Origin of the sequence: Streptomyces sp. LUP30 (assembly GCF_001746365.1) — a bacterium.
Lineage (GTDB): Bacteria > Actinomycetota > Actinomycetes > Streptomycetales > Streptomycetaceae > Streptomyces.
Window position 1 is genome coordinate 1 of record NZ_MJAJ01000066.1, and the last position, 18,435, is coordinate 18,435.

Annotated in this window: 14 protein-coding genes and 1 pseudogene; 13 read left to right on the top strand and 2 right to left on the bottom strand. The window is 72.0% G+C overall.

Translation table 11 applies throughout. The features are described 5' to 3' along the window. Positions 1-150, bottom strand: a pseudogene (locus BG482_RS35660) (AAA family ATPase); the annotation flags it as partial. An 879-nt stretch (positions 151-1,029) separates the two neighbouring features. On the opposite strand from BG482_RS35660, the gene BG482_RS35665 reads away from it, so the two are divergent. The 11 genes from BG482_RS35665 (at position 1,030) to BG482_RS35715 (ending at position 15,606) form a co-directional block, all read left to right on the top strand. Beyond that, positions 1,030-3,111, top strand: coding sequence for a glycosyltransferase (locus tag BG482_RS35665; protein ID WP_256096585.1), 2,082 nt, complete (start codon positions 1,030-1,032; stop codon positions 3,109-3,111). Beyond that, positions 3,108-4,352: an acyltransferase family protein gene (locus BG482_RS35670; RefSeq protein WP_069773369.1), complete on the top strand. Its 1,245-nt coding sequence runs from the start codon at positions 3,108-3,110 to the stop codon at positions 4,350-4,352. The genes BG482_RS35665 and BG482_RS35670 overlap by 4 nt, the downstream gene beginning before the upstream one ends. A gap of 195 nt (positions 4,353-4,547) precedes the next feature. Continuing rightward, entirely contained in the window at positions 4,548-5,489 is a 942-nt protein-coding gene (locus tag BG482_RS35675; RefSeq protein ID WP_069773370.1) for a hypothetical protein, read from the top strand. 160 nt (positions 5,490-5,649) lie between these two features. Beyond that, a complete protein-coding gene (locus BG482_RS35680) occupies positions 5,650-7,044 on the top strand; it encodes a NarK/NasA family nitrate transporter (protein ID WP_069773371.1) in 1,395 nt (464 codons plus the stop codon). A 99-nt stretch (positions 7,045-7,143) separates the two neighbouring features. Beyond that, complete coding sequence (locus BG482_RS35685; protein ID WP_069773372.1) at positions 7,144-8,319, top strand: uroporphyrinogen-III synthase; 1,176 nt, start codon at positions 7,144-7,146, stop codon at positions 8,317-8,319. 208 nt (positions 8,320-8,527) lie between these two features. Continuing rightward, positions 8,528-9,118, top strand: coding sequence for an ABATE domain-containing protein (locus BG482_RS35690; protein WP_069773373.1), 591 nt, complete (start codon positions 8,528-8,530; stop codon positions 9,116-9,118). Positions 9,119-9,468: 350 nt separating this feature from the next. Further along, positions 9,469-9,990 (top strand): sigma-70 family RNA polymerase sigma factor, encoded by a 522-nt coding sequence (locus BG482_RS35695; protein ID WP_010039908.1) that lies wholly within the window; start codon positions 9,469-9,471, stop codon positions 9,988-9,990. Positions 9,991-10,040: 50 nt separating this feature from the next. After that, positions 10,041-10,823, top strand: coding sequence for an anti-sigma factor (locus tag BG482_RS35700; RefSeq protein ID WP_069773374.1), 783 nt, complete (start codon positions 10,041-10,043; stop codon positions 10,821-10,823). A gap of 69 nt (positions 10,824-10,892) precedes the next feature. Continuing rightward, entirely contained in the window at positions 10,893-13,286 is a 2,394-nt protein-coding gene (locus BG482_RS35705; RefSeq protein WP_069773375.1) for a UvrD-helicase domain-containing protein, read from the top strand. 321 nt (positions 13,287-13,607) lie between these two features. Next, entirely contained in the window at positions 13,608-15,026 is a 1,419-nt protein-coding gene (locus tag BG482_RS35710) for an NAD-dependent malic enzyme (RefSeq protein ID WP_069773376.1), read from the top strand. Positions 15,027-15,324: 298 nt separating this feature from the next. Further along, the gene (locus BG482_RS35715; protein ID WP_004000874.1) at positions 15,325-15,606 is read left to right on the top strand and encodes an HU family DNA-binding protein; all 282 of its coding nucleotides are present in this window, start codon (positions 15,325-15,327) and stop codon (positions 15,604-15,606) included. An 81-nt stretch (positions 15,607-15,687) separates the two neighbouring features. On the opposite strand, the gene murA is transcribed toward BG482_RS35715, so the two are convergent. Beyond that, positions 15,688-17,034, bottom strand: coding sequence for a UDP-N-acetylglucosamine 1-carboxyvinyltransferase (murA, locus tag BG482_RS35720; RefSeq protein WP_069773377.1), 1,347 nt, complete (start codon positions 17,032-17,034; stop codon positions 15,688-15,690). 289 nt (positions 17,035-17,323) lie between these two features. Here murA and BG482_RS35725 point away from each other — a divergent pair, with 289 nt between their 5' ends. Then, a complete protein-coding gene (locus BG482_RS35725; RefSeq protein WP_069773378.1) occupies positions 17,324-17,896 on the top strand; it encodes a YqgE/AlgH family protein in 573 nt (190 codons plus the stop codon). Positions 17,897-17,938: 42 nt separating this feature from the next. Further along, a complete protein-coding gene (locus BG482_RS35730; protein WP_069773379.1) occupies positions 17,939-18,238 on the top strand; it encodes a DUF3039 domain-containing protein in 300 nt (99 codons plus the stop codon). The last annotated feature ends 197 nt before the right edge of the window (positions 18,239-18,435 follow it).

Here is an 18,435-nt window from a genome sequence, read left to right on the forward strand (position 1 = left end):
CTCCAGGATCTTCAGCAGCGCCTGCTGGACGCCCTCGCCCGACACGTCGCGCGTGATGGAGGGGTTCTCGCTCTTCCTCGCGACCTTGTCGATCTCGTCGATGTAGATGATCCCGGTCTCGGCCTTCTTGACGTCGTAGTCGGCGGCCTCCTCGCCGTCCCCGGCCGGAGGGGCCTCCACCACCGTTGCCGGCGGCCCGCCGGAACCGGCCCCGGCGGCCTCCAGCCCGGCAGCCTGAGCCGGTCCGCCGGGACGCCGGCGGACCGAGGGCGTTGAGTCCGAGCCGGCGAACGGCCCGTGGCACGGCCCGTCCCGGAGCTTCGCCCGCCGGACGGCGGGCCGCCCGCGGACACCGCACCGGCGTCCGGGCCCGCACCGGCGTTCCAGGACACGCAGCCGACCGGCGCGCCCGAGCGCGGGCCGAGGGCCCCGAGCCCGGGTGCCCGGCCGGTTGCGCCGCCGCGACCGGCGGTTCGATCCCGGCGGTGCCGCTCGAACCCCGCGGCCCGCTGTCCACTCGCCCTCGGTGACCGGAAACCCAGCCGTCCGACCGTGACCCGGTCCGCGACGGCCGGCTCCCTCGTGCTCTCCCGTGACCCGGCCCACGCACCGGGCCCCGGCCGCCAGGCCCCTTTCCGGGCGCATCGGCCCTCACCGTCCGCCCCGCGCCACCCGACCCCGCCGCGCAGTCCCTGCCGCGGCCCGTCCGTCCGTCCTCTCGTCCCCGGAGAACCACCTCTCATGGCACCACGTACCAGCCGGCGTTCGACCCGACGATCCCTCGTCGGGCAGCCCGCGCCCGCGACCGGCGGCCAGGCCGCGCCCACCTCCTCGCCGCCGGAGGGACCGTCGGGGGGTGAGCCGCCCGGCGGACGGCGGGCCGCCCGGCGGTCCGGTTCGCGGCAGGCACGCGGACGGGCCGCGGGGCACGCCGCGGGCGCACCCCAGGGCTCCGCACCGCGGGCCGGACGCCGCCGGCCGGTGCCCCTCCGGCTGCGCCGTCTGCTGCCGCTGCTCGTGCTCTTCGCGATGATGGCGATGCTGATGCTGCGCGGCTACGTGCACAGCGAGATCCTGGCCGACTACCGCATCCACCCCGAGGCCGCCTCCGACAAGGTGCCCGAGAAGATCCTCGAGGGCGGCCCGGTCGTCGACACCCGCGGCGGACGGCAGACCGGCCTGGAGGTCCCGGACCACCGCATCGTGCTCACCTTCGACGACGGCCCCGACCCGAAGTGGACCCCCGAGGTCCTCGACGTCCTGAAGAAGCACCACGTCCACGCCGTCTTCTTCATCACCGGCACCATGGCCTCCCGCTACCCCGACCTGGTCCGGCGGATGGTGGACGAGGGCCACGAGATCGGTCTGCACACCTTCAACCACCCCGACCTCTCCTACCAGTCGAAGAAGCGCATCGACTGGGAGCTCACCCAGAACCAGCTGGCCCTGGCGGGTGCGGCGGGCATCCGGACCTCCCTTTTCCGGCCGCCCTACTCCTCCACCGCGGACGCCCTCGACAACGCGTCCTGGCCGGTCACCGAGTACGTCGGCACCCGCGGCTACCTCACCGTCTTCACCACCGCCGACAGCGAGGACTGGCAGCGGCCGGGCGTGCGCCAGATCATCCGCAACGCCACGCCGCACGGCGGCAAGGGCGCGATCGTCCTCATGCACGACTCCGGCGGCGACCGCCACCAGACCGTCGAGGCCCTCGACACCTATCTGCCCGAACTCCAGGGAAAGGGCTACCGGTTCGAGAACCTCACCGAGGCGCTGCACGCCCCCAGCGCGCACACCCCGGTCACCGGGATCGACCTGTGGAAGGGCAAGGCCTGGGTCTTCCTGGTCGCGGCCTCCGACGACATCACCGGCGTCCTGGTCGTCGGCCTCGCCGTCATCGGCGTCCTCGTCTTCGCCCGCTTCGGCCTGATGCTGCTGCTGTCCGCGACCCACACCCGCCGCACCCGGCGCAAGGGGTTCGTCTGGGGGCCCGACGCGCCTGTCACCGAACCGGCGTCCGTGCTCGTCCCGGCCTACAACGAGGCCAAGTGCATCGAGAACACGGTGCGTTCGCTGATGAGGAGCGAGCACCCGATCGAGATCCTCGTCATCGACGACGGCTCCAGCGACGGCACCGCCCGCATCGTCGAGGACCTGCGGCTGCCCGGCGTCCGCGTCGTCCGCCAGCTCAACGCGGGCAAGCCCGCGGCGCTCAACCGGGGCATCGCCAACGCCCGGCACGACCTCATCGTCATGATGGACGGCGACACCGTCTTCGAGCCCGCCACGGTCCGCGAGCTCGTGCAGCCCTTCGCCGACCCCAAGGTCGGCGCGGTCGCCGGCAACGCCAAGGTCGGCAACAAGGACACCCTCATCGGCGCCTGGCAGCACATCGAGTACGTGATGGGCTTCAACCTCGACCGCCGCATGTACGACGTCCTGCGCTGCATGCCCACCATCCCGGGCGCCGTCGGGGCGTTCCGCCGCAGCGCGCTCGACCGCGTCGGCGGGATGAGCGACGACACCCTCGCCGAGGACACCGACATCACCATGGCCATCCACCGGGACGGCTGGCACGTCGTGTACGCGGAGAAGGCGCGCGCCTGGACCGAAGCCCCCGAATCCGTCCAGCAGTTGTGGTCACAGCGCTACCGCTGGTGCTACGGCACCATGCAGGCGATCTGGAAGCACCGCCGCGCCCTCGTCGAAGGGGGAGCGTCGGGCCGTTTCGGCCGCGTCGGCCTGCCCCTCGTCTCCCTCTTCATGGTGGTCGCCCCGCTGCTCGCCCCGCTCATCGACCTCTTCCTCGTCTACGGCCTGGTCTTCGGCCCGACCGGCAGGACCGTCGCCGCCTGGTTCGGCGTCCTCGCCGTCCAGGCCGGCTGCGCGGCCTACGCCTTCGTGCTCGACAAGGAGCGGCTCACCCCGCTGATCTCCCTCCCGCTCCAGCAGATGCTGTACCGCCAGCTGATGTACATCGTCCTGCTCCAGTCCTGGATCACCGCCCTCACCGGCGGCCGGCTGCGCTGGCAGAAGCTGCGCCGCAAGGGACAGGTGGCCGCACCTCCGGGCGCGCCGGCGGCGAGCCTGGACGGAGGGACGGCCCTGTGAGCACCCATCCGACCGAGACCACGGCCGAGCTGCCCGAGCTGCCCGGACCGCCGACGCAGAACACCGTCCCGGCGGCGCGCGAGGACGGGGCGGGGGAGGCGGGCGGGAAGAAGAAGCGCGGCGGACGCGACCGCTACTTCGACCTCCTGCGCGCCGTCGCCCTCTTCCGCGTCGTCCTCTACCACCTGATGGGCTGGGCCTGGCTGCCCGTCGTCTTCCCCTCCATGGGCGTGATGTTCGCGCTCGCCGGCGACCTCATGGCCCGCTCGCTGAGCAGACGGCCCGCGCTGGAGGTCGCGCGCGGACGGCTGCGACGGCTGCTGCCCCCGCTGTGGCTGCTGGGCGCGGTCGGAGTGACGGGCATGCTCGCGGGAGGCTGGGGCCCGGACGCCGAGGGGCACCCCGGCTGGTGGTGGTTCCACCTCACCTTCTGGATCCTGCCGGTGAGCGACCCGCCGTACGCCGACGGCCTCTCCGGCATTCAGGGCTTGATCGGCGACGGCTGGTCCTCGGACCTGGGCGTTCCTCTCTGGTACATCCGCGCCTACCTCTGGTTCGTGCTGCTCTCGCCCCTGCTGCTGCGCGCCCTGCGCCGGCTGCCCTGGCCGACGATCCTGGCGCCGATCGGGCTGTGCGCGGCCCTGGAGTTCGGCGCGCTGACGGTGCCCGGATGGCGACTGGAGTCCAACCTCAGCGACTTCGGGACGTTCGGCGCGTGCTGGCTGCTGGGCATGGCGCGTCAGGAGGGCGTCCTGCGCAGGCTGCCCCGTTACGTCGTCCCCTCGCTGGCCCCGGCGGTCGCCGCCCTCGGCCTCTGGTACGCGCTGAGCCACGATCTGCGGGAGGGGCACGACCTCGACGACATGCCGTTCGGCCAGTCCCTGTGGTCCTTCGCGGCCGTGCTGCTGCTCCTGCACATCAGCCCGTCCTGGAGCGAGTGGCCGGCCCGGCTGCGGCGCTGGGACCGGCTGATCACCCTGCTCAACTCCCGCGCCGTCACGATCTATCTGTGGCACAACGTGTGCATCACGGTCGTGGAGGGTCTGTGGGACCGCCTGTGGGACGTGCCGTGGCTGGAAGCGGACGCTCCCTGGATCCTGCAGAGCCCGTGGCCGCAACTGCCGGCCGTCTGGCTGCTGACCGCGGTCTGCGTCGTCTGCTTCGGCTGGGTCGAGGATCTGGCGGCCCGCCGCCGGCCCCGCCTGTGGCCGGACGGCCGGACGGGCACGCACCGCGCCTGAGACGGGGTGCTCGACGGTCGCGGGGGCGTGGCCGAACGGTCGCGCCCCCGTCGGTCCTCCGGCGTAAAGGCCAGGTCAAGCCGGGTCGGCCGCCTCCGGTGCGGACGGTGGGCGTGTGGAAGACTGCCCGGCGTTGCGCAAGTGAACAGTGGTCCGGCGGTCCGAGAGTCCGGCCGGTGGGGGAGATGAGTGCCGGTGAGCAAGCGGCAGGTGCGGAACATGCTGCGGTCGATGGCGGGAGGTCAGCCCGTCGAGCTCACCAGCCCGATGGCCTCGGTGAAGAAGCTGGCCCGACTCGCGTGCGTGGCCCAGCAGTTCGGCTACGAGTACGTGGACGTCCGGCACGGCGGGTCGCGCAACAGCGCGCTGAAGATGCTGATCGTCCCCGACCCCGCCCCGCAGGCACGGGCGCGGGCCGCCCAGAACTGGGCGCAGTACCCGAACGCCCACGACGGCGTCTCCCTGCCGCCGTCGGCCCCGGACGCCTTCGAACTCCTCAGGACCCGCATCACCTTCGACCTCACCGGCAAGAACGCGGAGAAGCGCATGGGGTACGGCGCGCTGGGCGCCACCGCGGGCTGCGCGATCCTCGGGGTGCGGCTCGGCGGCACGAACACCGACTTCGTCGTCGCCGCCGTCACCTGGGTCGTCCTGATGGTCATCTGCGGCATCGGCTTCGGCGTCAACCGCCGCCGCAACGCCAGGGCCGCCGCCCGGCTGCGGGCCGCCGGGTTCGTCCCGGTGACCGACGCGGGCGGGCAGGTGCGGTACCTGACGCCGGCCATGGCGGCCGGACACGGCCAGAACCCGTACGGCGCCGGCATCCCGCCCCAGGCCCCGGGGCCCTACGGTCCCCACGGGCCGTACGGCGGCGCACCCACCGGCCCGGACGGCTACGGGACTCCCCAGCCCTACCCCCAGCAGCAGCCCGGACCGTACCCCCAGCAGCAGCCCGGACCGTACGCCCAGCCCCAGCCCGCGCCGTACGGGCAGCAGCCGTATCCCCAGCAGCAGCCCTATCCCCAGCAGCACGCGCAGCCCCAGCCCCAGCCGTACCCCCAGGCCCACCCCCAGCAGCCCCCGGGTCCGTACCCGCCGCAGCCTCCCCAGCCCTACGGGCAGCCGCCCCGGAGCTGAGCGCTCGCGGCGACCTCTCACTGGGCCTGCGCGCAAGGTGAGAGCAACGTTCCTTTCCGGTCACCCACAGCCACAGCACGGAAACGCGCCCTCCCTACCTTCGGGACTCATCACCGCTCATCCCCCCGAATCACCCGAACCCGGAGCACGTGGAGGCGCCATGACAGCCCCGAGTACAGCCCCCGCACCCCCGTCCCCCGCGAGGAAGGGGAGCCGCTGGATCGAGGAGTGGGACCCGGAGAACGAGGCCTTCTGGAACGAGAAGGGCGAGAAGGTCGCCCGCCGCAACCTCTTCTTCTCGGTCCTGTCCGAGCACATCGGGTTCTCGATCTGGACCATGTGGTCCGTGCTGGTGCTCTTCATGGGACCGGAGTACGGCCTCACCCCCGCCGACAAGTTCCTGCTGACGTCCATGGTGACGCTGGTCGGGGCGGTCGTCCGGGTGCCGTACACCTTCGCCGTCGCGCTCTTCGGCGGACGGAACTGGACGATCATCTCCGCCGGACTGCTGCTGATCCCCAGCGTCGCCGCGTTCGCGGTGATGAAGCCGGGGACCTCCTTCGACACGTTCCTGCTGGTCGGCCTGATCGCGGGCATCGGCGGCGGCAACTTCGCCTCCTCCATGACCAACATCAACGCGTTCTTCCCCCTCCGTAAGAAGGGGTGGGCGCTCGGGCTCAACGCGGGCGGCGGCAACATCGGCGTGCCGGTCATCCAGCTCATCGCCCTCGCCGTCATCGGCGCGAGCGGCGGGCCGCGTGTGCTGCTCGGCATCTACATCCCGCTGATCGTCCTCGCCGCGACGCTCGCCGCGCTGTACATGGACAACCTGGCGACCCTGAAGAACGACACCGGCGCCGCGATGGACTCCGCGAAGGACGCGCACACCTGGATCATGTCCTTCCTCTACGTCGGCACGTTCGGTTCGTTCATCGGCTACAGCTTCGCCTTCGGGCAGGTGCTGACCAACCAGTTCGGCCGGACGCCCCTCCAGGCGGCCTACCTCACCTTCATCGGCCCGCTGCTCGGCTCGCTGATCCGTCCGGTGGGCGGCTGGCTGGCCGACAGGTACGGCGGCGCGAAGATCACCCTCTACAACTACGTCGGCATGGGCGCGGCCACCGCCGTCCTGGTCTACGCGAGCATGCAGAAGTCGCTGCCCCTCTTCGTCGCCGCCTTCGTGGTGCTGTTCGTGCTCAGCGGACTCGGCAACGGGTCGACGTACAAGATGATTCCGGGCATCTTCCAGGCGAAGGCCGTCGCCAGGGGGCTGGAGGGCGAGGAGGCCGCCGCCTACGGGCGCAGGCTGTCCGGTGCCTCCATGGGACTGATCGGCGCGGTCGGCGCGCTCGGCGGCGTCGGCATCAACCTGGCGTTCCGTCAGTCGTTCCTCTCCTACGGCTCCGGCACCGGCGCGTTCGTCGCCTTCCTCGCCTTCTACGCGGCCTGCTTCGTCGTCACCTGGGCCGTATACCTTCGCCGCCCGGTGGGCAGGGTGACCGCGTCCAGCTCGGCGTCCGAGGCGAAGCCGCAGCTCAGCTACGCCGAGGTGTGACGTAACACTGGCGACATGAAGCCGAACCGAGCCTGTCACGCGCCGTTGACAGGCTCGTCGGCATGTAGGCGGGAAAGCGAATCTAGCGGGACGAGAGCTATGTACGAGGAACAGCAGCAACCGGCCATCGGCCCCCAGGGCGCCGTCGAACACGGGCCCCTCGCGGGCTTCACCGTGGGCGTGACGGCCGCACGCCGGGCCGAGGAACTCGGCGCGCTGCTCCAGCGGCGCGGTGCGGCGGTGCTGCACGCGCCCGCCCTGCGGATCGTGCCGCTCGCCGACGACGGCGAACTGCTCGCCGCCACCAAGGACCTCATCGACCAGGCGCCGGACGTCGTGGTCGCCACCACGGCCATCGGGTTCCGGGGCTGGGTCGAGGCCGCCGACGGCTGGGGGCTCGGCGAACAGCTGCTCGCCCGGCTCGACGGCGTCGAACTGCTCGCCCGCGGGCCCAAGGTCAAGGGCGCGGTGCGGGCCGCGGGGCTGACGGAGGAGTGGTCGCCGTCCAGCGAGTCCATGGCCGAGGTCCTCGACCGGCTTCTGGAGGAGGGCGTCGAGGGCCGCCGGGTCGCCGTCCAGCTGCACGGCGAACCGCTGCCGGGGTTCGTGGAGTCGCTGCGGGCCGCGGGCGCGGAGGTCGTGGGGGTGCCCGTCTACCGGTGGATGCCGCCGGAGGACATCGCGCCGCTCGACCGGCTCCTGGACGCGGCCGTCTCGCGCGGACTGGACGCGATCACCTTCACCAGCGCACCCGCGGCCGCCTCCCTGTTCTCGCGCGCAGAGGAGCGCGGGCTGCTGTCCGAGCTGCTCCGCGCCCTGGACCACGATGTGCTGCCGGCCTGCGTCGGCCCGGTCACGGCGCTGCCGCTGCAGGCGCGCGGCGTGGACACCGTCCAGCCGGAGCGGTTCCGGCTCGGGCCGCTCGTGCAGCTGCTGTGCCAGGAGCTGCCGGGCCGGGCCCGGGTGCTGCCGGTCGCCGGGCACCGGATGGAGATCCGGGGGCACGCGGTGCTGGTGGACGGGTGTCTGAGGCCGGTGCCGCCGGCCGGGATGTCGTTGCTGAGAGCCTTGTCCCGGCGGCCGGGCTGGGTGGTGCCGCGGTCGGACCTGCTGCGGGCGCTGCCGGGCTCGGGCCGTGACGAGCACGCCGTGGAGACGGCGATGGCCCGGCTGCGGACGGCCCTCGGCGCGCCGAAGCTGATCCAGACGGTGGTGAAGCGGGGCTACCGGCTGGCGCTGGACCCGGCCTCGGACGCGAAGTACGCGGACGCGTAGGCACGCGGACCCGCAGATCCGCAGCCCCGCAGACCCCCAGCCCCGCAGACCCGCGGGCGCGTCGTCCGGCGGCCGGGCCGGGTGGCCGGGACGGGCCCCGCACCGGCCCGTACGGGGAAGTCCGGGGGGTTCCGGTCGCGCCTGCGGCCGGGCACTGTGGGAGGAACGGTTTCCTCAGGGGTGCTCCTCGGCTGGCGGTGACGCGCGCATGGACGAGCTGCGGTTCGATGCCGGACGGATCTGTCTCGACCTGCTCGCGACCGCGCACCCCTTCGAACGGCTCGACTCGGTCGGGTCGTTGTGCGCGTGGATCCACGGCTGCGGGCTCGTCCCGCCCGGCACCCCGCTCACCCGGGTCGACACCGCCTGGCCGGGTGCCTTCCGGGAACTGCGCCGCAACGTCGGTCAGTTGGTGCACGGCTGGCTCGCCCAGGGCGGCTCCGTGCCGTACGGCGGCGCCGGAGCCCACGACGGCGCGCTGGCCCGGGTGAACGAGGCGGCCCGGACCGCGCCCCCGACCCCGCGGGCCGTGCGCGGCGAAGACGGTTCGCTCGTGCGGGCGTTGGACCGGCCGCCTGAATGCGCCGCGCTGCTGGCCGCGGTGGCCCGGGACACGGTCGAGCTGCTCACCGATCCGGTGGCCCGGGCGGGGCTCAGGCAGTGCGCGGGGGACAACTGCCCCCTCGTCTACGTCGACATGTCCCGGGGGCGGCGCCGGCGCTGGTGCTCCAGCGAGGTCTGCGGGAACCGGGAGCGGGTGGCGAGGCACCGCAGACGGGCGGCGCTCGCCCGGAGTTGACGGTGCGCCGGCGCGCAACCCCCTGCCGGGTATGCGGCTTTCGTGCGTTGCGTGAGTGCAACTGTCGAAGTGATTTCGATTACACGCCGTTTACCCGCGCCGGTCGACGGGCAGTCGGCCCGATCTTGTCGCTGTGGCGGAAATGTAAAGAAAAGAAGGTGGGAATGTGCCCCCATGTCCCCCTCGTCATGACACCCGGAAGAAAAGTGTCCCCTTGTTTTGAACACTCCACACGCCGCTTGCGTACCCGTCGTCGAGCGACCGACTGGGGGAACCCCCGGACACCGGAGGTGGGCGTGCGCAAGGATGCGGCCGTGGCCAATGAACGTGGATCGAGGGCCCGACATCGCATGTCCCAGCCCTCGGAACCTGACGAGGAGCTGATGCGTGCTCTGTATCGGGAGCATGCCGGACCCCTGCTTGCGTATGTCCTGCGCCTGGTTGCCGGAGATCGGCAGCGTGCCGAGGACGTCGTGCAGGAGACGCTCATCCGTGCCTGGAAGAACGCCGGCCAGCTCAATCGAGCGACCGGATCTGTACGCCCCTGGCTGGTGACGGTCGCACGCCGCATCGTCATCGACGGCCACCGCAGCCGGCAGGCCCGGCCGCAGGAGGTCGACCCGTCGCCGCTGGAGGTCATTCCTGCGGAGGACGAGATCGACAAGGCGCTGTGGCTGATGACGCTGTCCGACGCGCTCGACGACCTGACCCCGGCCCACCGGGAGGTGCTCGTCGAGACGTACTTCAAGGGGCGTACCGTCAACGAGGCGGCCGAGACGCTGGGTATACCCAGTGGCACCGTGCGCTCACGGGTGTTCTACGCCCTGCGGTCGATGAAGCTGGCTCTGGAAGAGCGGGGGGTGACGGCGTGATGAGCAGTTACGGGGGATTCGGAGCAGGTGGTTCGGGTATGTCTGGTCCCATGCAGGGGTCAGTGGGATCTCCGAGCCCGAGCGAGCACGAGACCGTCGGCGCCTACGCCCTCGGCATCCTCGACGACGCCGAGGCAACCGCTTTCGAGATGCACCTCGCCGGGTGCGAGTGGTGCGCCCAGCAGCTCGACGAGCTTGCCGGGATGGAACCGATGCTGGCCGCCCTCGCGGACCTGCCGGGCACCGGCACACCCGCGATCGGCGACTCCCTGTCCGCCCGCCCCAGTCCGCGCCTCGCGGAACGGCTGGTCGACGAGGTGTCCGAGCGCCGCGCGCAGAAGCGCCGCCGGTCCTTCTTCCTGGTGGCGGCCGCGGCCGCGCTGATCATCGGCGGTCCGCTCACCGTGCTGGCGGCGACCGGCGGCGACGGTGGGGGCAAGGGCGTCGAGGCGAGCGCCACCAAGTCCGCGAACACCGCCAAGGCGACCTTCGACACGCTCAGCAGCCGGGTCTCGGCGACCGACCCCGCCTCCAAGGTCTCGGCGACCGTCGCCATGGGCGAGAAGGCCTGGGGCACCGAGATCGGCGTCGAGCTCAAGAACGTCTCCGGCCCGGAGAAGTGCTCGCTCATCGCCGTCGGCAAGAACGGCGAGCGCGAGACGGTCTCCTCCTGGTCGGTCCCGGAGTGGGGCTACGGCCTCCCCAACGCCAAGACCGAGCAGGCCAAGAACCCGCTCTACGTCATGGGCGGCGCCGCCTTCAAGACCAACGACATCGACCACTTCGAGGTCATGACCTTCGAGGGCAAGAAGCTCGTCCAGATCAACGCGTAGCCGCGCATGGCTTCGCGGGCCCCCTTCGCGTACGGTTGACGGCTGCCCAGCACGTCAGAAGGGGGCCCGGTGGCCGTCCAGGCACAGCAGGAGACCGCGGTCGTATCGGTCGAGGAAAACGCGCCGGATTCGGTGCGGGACCGAGAGATCAACGTCGAACAGGAACACCTCGACCGGGTGTACCGACGCCTCGAGGAGAAGATCCACGAGGCGGAGTTCCTCATGAACGACGCGGCCCAGCGGGGCCAGGTCGGCACGCCCGGTGCGCTCGCCGAGCGGGACGCGCAGGTGTTCCGCGCCGGCGTCCACCTCAACCGGCTGAACAACGAGTTCGAGGACTTCCTCTTCGGACGGATCGACCTGCTCCTCGGCAGGGACGGCAAGAAGGGCCCGGACGGCGCCTACACCGCCGTGGAGCCCGCGGAGGGGGCCGTCCGGCCCGACGACACCGCAGACATCGCCGAGACCCTCCACATCGGCCGTATCGGCGTCCTCGACTCCGACTACGCGCCGCTGGTCATCGACTGGCGGGCCCCCGCGGCCGCCCCCTTCTACCGGTCCACCCCGGTCGATCCGGGGCGTGTCGTACGGCGTCGCGTGATCCGCTCCAAGGGGCGGCGCGTCCTCGGCGTCGAGGACGACCTGATGCGGCCCGAGCTCAAGGCCTTCCTCGGCGGCGAGCAGCTGCCGGTCATCGGCGACGGCGCCCTCATGGCCGCCCTCGGCCAGGCCCGCAGCCACACCATGCGCGACATCGTCGCCTCGATCCAGGCCGAGCAGGACCTGGTCATCCGGGCCCCCGCCGCCTCCGTCACGTACGTCGAGGGCGGCCCCGGCACCGGGAAGACCGCCGTCGCCCTGCACCGGGCCGCCTACCTGCTCTACCAGGACCGGCGCCGGTACGCGGGCGGCATCCTGATCGTCTCGCCCACGCCCCTGCTCGTGGCCTACACCGAGGGCGTCCTGCCCTCCCTGGGCGAGGAGGGCCAGGTCGCCATCCGCGCCATCGGCTCCCTCGTCGACGGCGCCGAGGCCACCCTGTACGACTCCCCGGCGGTCGCTCGGGCCAAGGGGTCGTACCGGATGCTGAAGGTGCTGCGCAAGGCCGCGCGCGGAGCCCTGGAGAGCGGCGGCGACGGCGGCCGGGGCGCCGGCCGGCCGACCCAGCCGACCCTCGACGAGTCCGACGCGCCCGACGCGGCCCCCGGGTCCGCCGGCACGCCCACCCGTCTGCGCGTCGTCGCCTTCGGCCGCCGTCTGGAGCTGGAGGCCGGCGACCTGGACCGTGTCCGCCAGAGCGCCCTCAGCGGCACCGCCCCGGTGAACCTGCTGCGCCCGCGTGCCCGCAAGCTCCTCCTGGACGCCCTGTGGGAGCGCTCCGGCGCGGTCGGCCGGCACAGCGACCCCGAGCTCGCCGCCGAACTGCGCTCCTCCTTCGACGAGGACGTGAGCACCGAGGATGCGTTCATCGCCTTCCTCGACGCCTGGTGGCCCGAGCTGACCCCGCAGTCCGTCCTGCGGGCCATGGCCGACGAGCGCAGGCTCGGCCGCTGGGCCCGCCGCATCCTCAACCCCGGCGAGGTCCGCAAGGTCGCCCGCTCCCTCAAGCGGGACGGGCTCTCCGTGCACGACATCGCCATGCTGGACGAACTCCAGGCGCTCCTGGGCGTCCCGGCCCGCCCGCGCAAGAGACGCGAACTCGACCCGCTGGACCAGCTCACCGGCCTGGAGGAGCTGATGCCGGTGCGCGAGGAGACCCAGCGCGAGCGCGCCGAGCGGCTCGCCCAGGAGCGCACCGAGTACGCCCACGTCATCGTCGACGAGGCGCAGGACCTCACCCCGATGCAGTGGCGCATGGTCGGCCGCCGCGGCCGGCACGCCACCTGGACGGTCGTCGGGGACCCGGCCCAGTCCTCCTGGTCCGATCCCGACGAGGCCGCCGAGGCCCGCGACGAGGCCCTCGGCACCCGTCCCCGCCGCCGCTTCCAGCTGACGGTGAACTACCGCAACCCGGCCGAGATCGCCGAGCTGGCCGCCAAGGTGCTGGCCCTGGCCATGCCCGGCGCCGAGTCCCCGTCGGCGGTCAGGTCGACGGGCGTCGTGCCCCGCTTCACCGCCGTCCGCGGCTCCCTGGCGTCGACCGTGCGCGCGGAGGCCGAACGCCTCCTCGAACGCGTGGACGGCACCGTCGGCGTCGTCGTGGCGATGAACCGCCGCGAGGAGGCCAGACGCTGGCTGGCCGGCCTCGGCGACCGCGTGGTGGCCCTCGGCAGCCTGGAGGCCAAGGGCCTGGAGTACGACGCCACGGTCGTCGTCTCGCCGGCGGAGATCGCGGACGAGTCCCCGGCGGGCCTGCGGGTGCTGTACGTGGCCCTGACCCGGGCCACCCAGCAGCTGACGGTGGTGTCGGGGGACCGGGACGAGCCCGACGCGAACGGCGTGCCCGACCTCCTCCGGGACTGAGGAATCCGACCGATTCCGATGAAGTCCGCGGACGGGAATGGTGTTCGGGCATCCGTTTGTTAGCCTGGACGTGACACCGGCCCGATCCAAGCCCCCGGGCCCAACCTTCGTCGCTACGAGCGACCACTTGCCGCGAGGCGAGCATGGCGGGTCGGTGTCATGAACGTCGGAGAGGCCCACGTCACCTGGTGGCGTGGGCCTCTCTCATGTGCCGCTCCGAGAACAAAACGATCGCAATCAAGGGCGGCTTTCACGTACTCGTCGGTAGGTGCGACGATCTGACGGCAAACCCGAGACCCAGCAGTGCAGAGGAAGTCGGCCATGGCAACGGCGCCCAGCGTCTCCTACTCGATGACGGTCCGGCTGGAGGTGCCCGCGAGCGGAACCGCGGTCTCCCAGCTCACCGGAGCCGTCGAGTCCCACGGAGGCTCGGTGACCGGCCTCGACGTCACCGCCTCCGGCCACGAGAAGCTGCGCATCGACGTCACCATCGCGGCGACCTCGACCGCGCACGCCGACGAGATCGTCGAGCAGCTCCGCCACATCGAGGGCGTCACCCTCGGCAAGGTCTCCGACCGTACGTTCCTGATGCACCTCGGCGGCAAGATCGAGATGCAGTCCAAGCACCCCATCCGCAACCGCGACGACCTCTCGATGATCTACACCCCGGGTGTGGCCCGCGTCTGCATGGCGATCGCGGAGAACCCCGAGGACGCCCGCCGCCTCACCATCAAGCGCAACTCCGTTGCGGTCGTGACGGACGGCTCGGCCGTGCTGGGCCTGGGCAACATCGGCCCGAAGGCCGCGCTGCCCGTCATGGAGGGCAAGGCGGCCCTCTTCAAGCGGTTCGCCGGCATCGACGCCTGGCCGCTGTGCCTGGACACCCAGGACACCGACGCGATCGTCGAGATCGTCAAGGCCATCGCCCCCGGCTTCGCGGGCATCAACCTGGAGGACATCTCCGCCCCCCGCTGCTTCGAGATCGAGGCCCGGCTGCGCGAGGCCCTCGACATCCCCGTCTTCCACGACGACCAGCACGGCACCGCGATCGTGGTCCTCGCCTCCCTCACGAACGCCCTGCGCGTCGTGGGCAAGGGCGTCGGGGACGTGCGGGTCGTCATGTCGGGCGCGGGCGCCGCCGGCACGGCCATCCTCAAGCTGCTGCTCGCGGCCGGCGTGAAGAACGCGGTCGTCGCCGACATCCACGGCGTGGTGCACGCCGACCGCGAGGACCTCGTCGACGCGGCCCCCGGCTCGGCGCTGCGCTGGATCGCCGACAACACCAACCCCGAGGGCCTCACCGGCACCCTGAAGCAGGCGGTGCGCGGCGCGGACGTGTTCATCGGCGTCTCCGCCCCGAACGTCCTCGACGGCGACGACGTGGCCGCCATGGCCGAGGGTGCGATCGTGTTCGCGCTCGCGAATCCGGACCCGGAGGTCGACCCGGCGGTCGCCCGCCGGACGGCCGCGGTCGTGGCCACCGGCCGCTCCGACTTCCCCAACCAGATCAACAACGTGCTGGTCTTCCCGGGCGTCTTCCGCGGCCTGCTGGACGCACAGTCCAGGACCGTCAACACCGACATGATGCTCGCGGCCGCGAAGGCCCTGGCGGAGGTCGTGAGCGACGAAGAGCTCAACGCGAACTACATCATCCCGAGCGTCTTCAACGACAAGGTCGCGGGCGCGGTGGCGGGTGCGGTGCGGGAGGCCGCGAAGGCGGCGGGCGCTTCGGCCTCGTAGGCTCTGTGGCATGGCCTGTGGGGGCCGCGGCGGCTGTGAGGATCGCCACGGCGGCCCCCACGACGGCGCGTCGCGGAACCTCGCGCCGTGAGCAGCCCTCTAGGGTTGCGGCCTGGCGCGCCTTCGTGTGACACACAAGGGTTGTCTCACGCCTCCGTGCGGGTGCCGGATTGGCTTTCCCGCCGCAGGTAGGGGCAGGATGCGTCTCTGGGCGCGAGCACATCGACTTCGCTGTGCCCCACATGCGGCTCCGCCGCGTGGCACGCCTCAACGGCAAGAAGAACACGGGAGTAACAACATGAACCGCAGTGAGCTGGTGGCCGCGCTGGCCGACCGCGCCGAGGTGACCCGCAAGGACGCCGACGCAGTGCTGGCCGCGTTCGCCGAGGTCGTCGGCGACATCGTCTCCAAGGGCGACGAGAAGGTCACCATCCCCGGCTTCCTGACCTTCGAGCGCACCCACCGTGCCGCTCGCACCGCGCGCAACCCGCAGACCGGCGACCCGATCCAGATCCCGGCCGGCTACAGCGTGAAGGTCTCCGCGGGCAGCAAGCTCAAGGAAGCCGCCAAGGGCAAGTAAGCGCCTCCGCTGAGAACGCTGATGGGGCGGTACCCGGATTCCGGGTACCGCCCCATCGTGGTTCGTTCGGCCGAGTGAGTGCTAGCCGAGCGCCTTGCCGGGCAGCTCGACCTTCGCGCCCAGCTCCACGAGCTTGTCCATGAAGTTCTCGTAGCCGCGGTTGATGAGGTCGATGCCGTGGACGCGTGAGGTGCCCTGGGCCGCGAGGGCGGCGATCAGGTACGAGAAGCCGCCGCGCAGGTCGGGGATGACCAGGTCGGCGCCCTGGAGCTTCGTGGGGCCCGACACGACCGCGGAGTGCAGGAAGTTGCGCTGCCCGAAGCGGCAGTTCGAGCCGCCCAGGCACTCGCGGTAGAGCTGGATGTGGGCGCCCATCTGGTTGAGCGCGGAGGTGAAGCCCAGCCGGGACTCGTAGACCGTCTCGTGGACGATCGACAGGCCCGTGGCCTGCGTCAGCGCCACGACCAGCGGCTGCTGCCAGTCGGTCTGGAAACCGGGGTGGACGTCCGTCTCCAGCGCGATGGACTTCAGGTGGCCGCCGGGGTGCCAGAAGCGGATGCCCTCGTCGTCGATCTCGAAGGCGCCGCCCACCTTGCGGTAGGTGTTCAGGAACGTCATCATCGAGCGCTGCTGGGCGCCGCGGACGTAGATGTCGCCTTCGGTCGCCAGCGCCGCGGACGCCCAGGAGGCGGCCTCCAGACGGTCCGACAGGGCCGCGTGGTTGTAGCCGCCGAGCTTGTCGACGCCGGTGATGCGGATCGTGCGGTCGGTGTCCATCGCGATGATGGCGCCCATCTTCTGCAGCACGCAGATGAGGTCCTCGATCTCCGGCTCGACGGCCGCGTTCGCGAGCTCGGTGACGCCCTCCGCCAGGACGGCCGTCAGCAGCACCTGCTCGGTCGCGCCGACCGACGGGTACGGCAGCACGATCTTCGTGCCGCGCAGCCGCTGCGGGGCCTCCAGGTACTGGCCGTCCGCCCGCTTCTCGATCTTCGCGCCGAACTGGCGCAGCACGTCGAAGTGGAAGTCGATCGGTCGGCCGCCGATGTCGCAGCCGCCCAGGCCGGGGATGAAGGCGTGGCCGAGGCGGTGCAGCAGGGGGCCGCAGAAGAGGATCGGGATGCGGCTGGAGCCCGCGTGGGCGTCGATGTCGGCGACGTTGGCGCTCTCGACGTAGGTCGGGTCGAGCACCAGCTCGCCCGGCTCCTCGCCCGGACGGACCGTCACCCCGTGCAGTTGCAGCAGGCCGCGTACGACCCGCACGTCACGGATGTCCGGCACGTTGCGCAGCCGGCTCGGCTCACTGCCCAGCAGGGCGGCGACCATGGCCTTGGGTACGAGGTTCTTCGCACCGCGGACTCGGATCTCGCCCTCGAGCGGGGTTCCGCCGTGGACAACCAGTACGTCGTCAGAGCCGTTGACGGTCATGTGTCTCGCGTTCCATGGATGGTGGATTGGGCAGGGGCCGTTGGGTCGGGGCAGGGCCAGAGGAGACAGAGTAATCGCCGTCGGCCCCTGCGCCGTAAGCCCGAGGACCGCCCAGCGACGTCATGGCTGTGTCACAACACGAACGGTTTCCCGGCGGGCACATGGGGTCACCGTCGCCCGCCCGCGCGGCCCCGTGCGCCCGCACCGCACCCACGCGCCCGACCTGCCCTCACCCTCGTCCCCCGCATTGGCTCCCCACTTCACGGGAAGATGCGGGATCATGTCTGGCATGACCGAGGTGTCCTCGCTCACAGGACGGCTGCTCGTGGCAACGCCCGCCCTGGCGGACCCGAACTTCGACCGCGCGGTGGTGCTCCTTCTCGACCACGACGAGGAGGGCTCCCTCGGTGTCGTCCTCAACCGGCCCACGCCGGTGGGGGTGAGCGACATCCTGGAGGACTGGGCGGACCTGGCCGGCGAGCCCGGCGTCGTCTTCCAGGGCGGCCCGGTGTCCCTCGACTCGGCCCTCGGGGTCGCCGTCATCCCCGGCGGCGCGGCCGCGGACGGGGCCCCGCTCGGCTGGCGCCGGGTGCACGGCGCGATCGGCCTGGTCGACCTGGAGGCCCCGCCGGAACTCCTCGCCTCGGCCCTCGGCTCCCTGCGGATCTTCGCCGGATACGCCGGCTGGGGCCCCGGTCAGCTGGAGGACGAGCTGGTGGAGGGTGCCTGGTACGTCGTGGAGTCCGAGCCCGGCGACGTCTCCTCGCCGGCGCCCGAGCGGCTCTGGCGCGAGGTGCTGCGCCGCCAGCGCAGCGAGCTGGCGATGGTGGCCACCTATCCGGACGACGCCTCGCTCAACTGATGCGCGTGAGCATCCCCGCCCGGCTTCAGTACGCTTGGCGCCATGAGCACTCTTGAGCCTGAGACCCAGCCCCAGCGAGGCACGGGGACGGGGACCCTCGTGGAGCCGACGCCGCAGGTGTCGCACGGCGACGGGGACCACGAGCGCTTCGCCCACTACGTCCAGAAGGACAAGATCATGGCGAGCGCCCTCGACGGGACGCCCGTCGTGGCGCTGTGCGGCAAGGTCTGGGTGCCGGGCCGCGACCCGAAGAAGTACCCCGTGTGCCCCATGTGCAAGGAGATCTTCGAGTCCATGGCGGGCGGCGGCGACGACAAGGGCAAGGGCGGCGACAAGAAGTAGCCCGCTCACGTCCCTGAGGCCCTCGGGACGCGCTCCGGCGCGTTCGGGGGCCTTCGGCGTGTTCGCCGTCCTGCGGGCCGCGTCGGCGCCCGCGATCGCCTCGGCGGCCGCTGTCGCGTATTCCGGTTCCCGTTCCGGTTCCCTTCGGGTTCCCCTCCGGGACGGCCTCGCCGATCATGTTCCGGGGCCCCGCGGCG

Bases quoted from the DNA above. Each gene is read 5' to 3' on its own strand.
- BG482_RS35685 (WP_069773372.1), top strand. From the start codon at position 7,144: ATGTACGAGGAACAGCAGCAACCGGCCATCGGCCCCCAGGGCGCCGTC.
- murA (WP_069773377.1), bottom strand. From the start codon at position 17,034: ATGACCGTCAACGGCTCTGACGACGTACTGGTTGTCCACGGCGGAACC.
- BG482_RS35700 (WP_069773374.1), top strand. From the start codon at position 10,041: ATGCAGGGGTCAGTGGGATCTCCGAGCCCGAGCGAGCACGAGACCGTC.
- BG482_RS35680 (WP_069773371.1), top strand. From the start codon at position 5,650: ATGACAGCCCCGAGTACAGCCCCCGCACCCCCGTCCCCCGCGAGGAAG.
- BG482_RS35665 (WP_256096585.1), top strand. From the start codon at position 1,030: ATGATGGCGATGCTGATGCTGCGCGGCTACGTGCACAGCGAGATCCTG.
- BG482_RS35710 (WP_069773376.1), top strand. From the start codon at position 13,608: ATGGCAACGGCGCCCAGCGTCTCCTACTCGATGACGGTCCGGCTGGAG.
- BG482_RS35715 (WP_004000874.1), top strand. From the start codon at position 15,325: ATGAACCGCAGTGAGCTGGTGGCCGCGCTGGCCGACCGCGCCGAGGTG.
- BG482_RS35730 (WP_069773379.1), top strand. From the start codon at position 17,939: ATGAGCACTCTTGAGCCTGAGACCCAGCCCCAGCGAGGCACGGGGACG.
- BG482_RS35725 (WP_069773378.1), top strand. From the start codon at position 17,324: ATGACCGAGGTGTCCTCGCTCACAGGACGGCTGCTCGTGGCAACGCCC.
- BG482_RS35690 (WP_069773373.1), top strand. From the start codon at position 8,528: ATGGACGAGCTGCGGTTCGATGCCGGACGGATCTGTCTCGACCTGCTC.
- BG482_RS35695 (WP_010039908.1), top strand. From the start codon at position 9,469: ATGTCCCAGCCCTCGGAACCTGACGAGGAGCTGATGCGTGCTCTGTAT.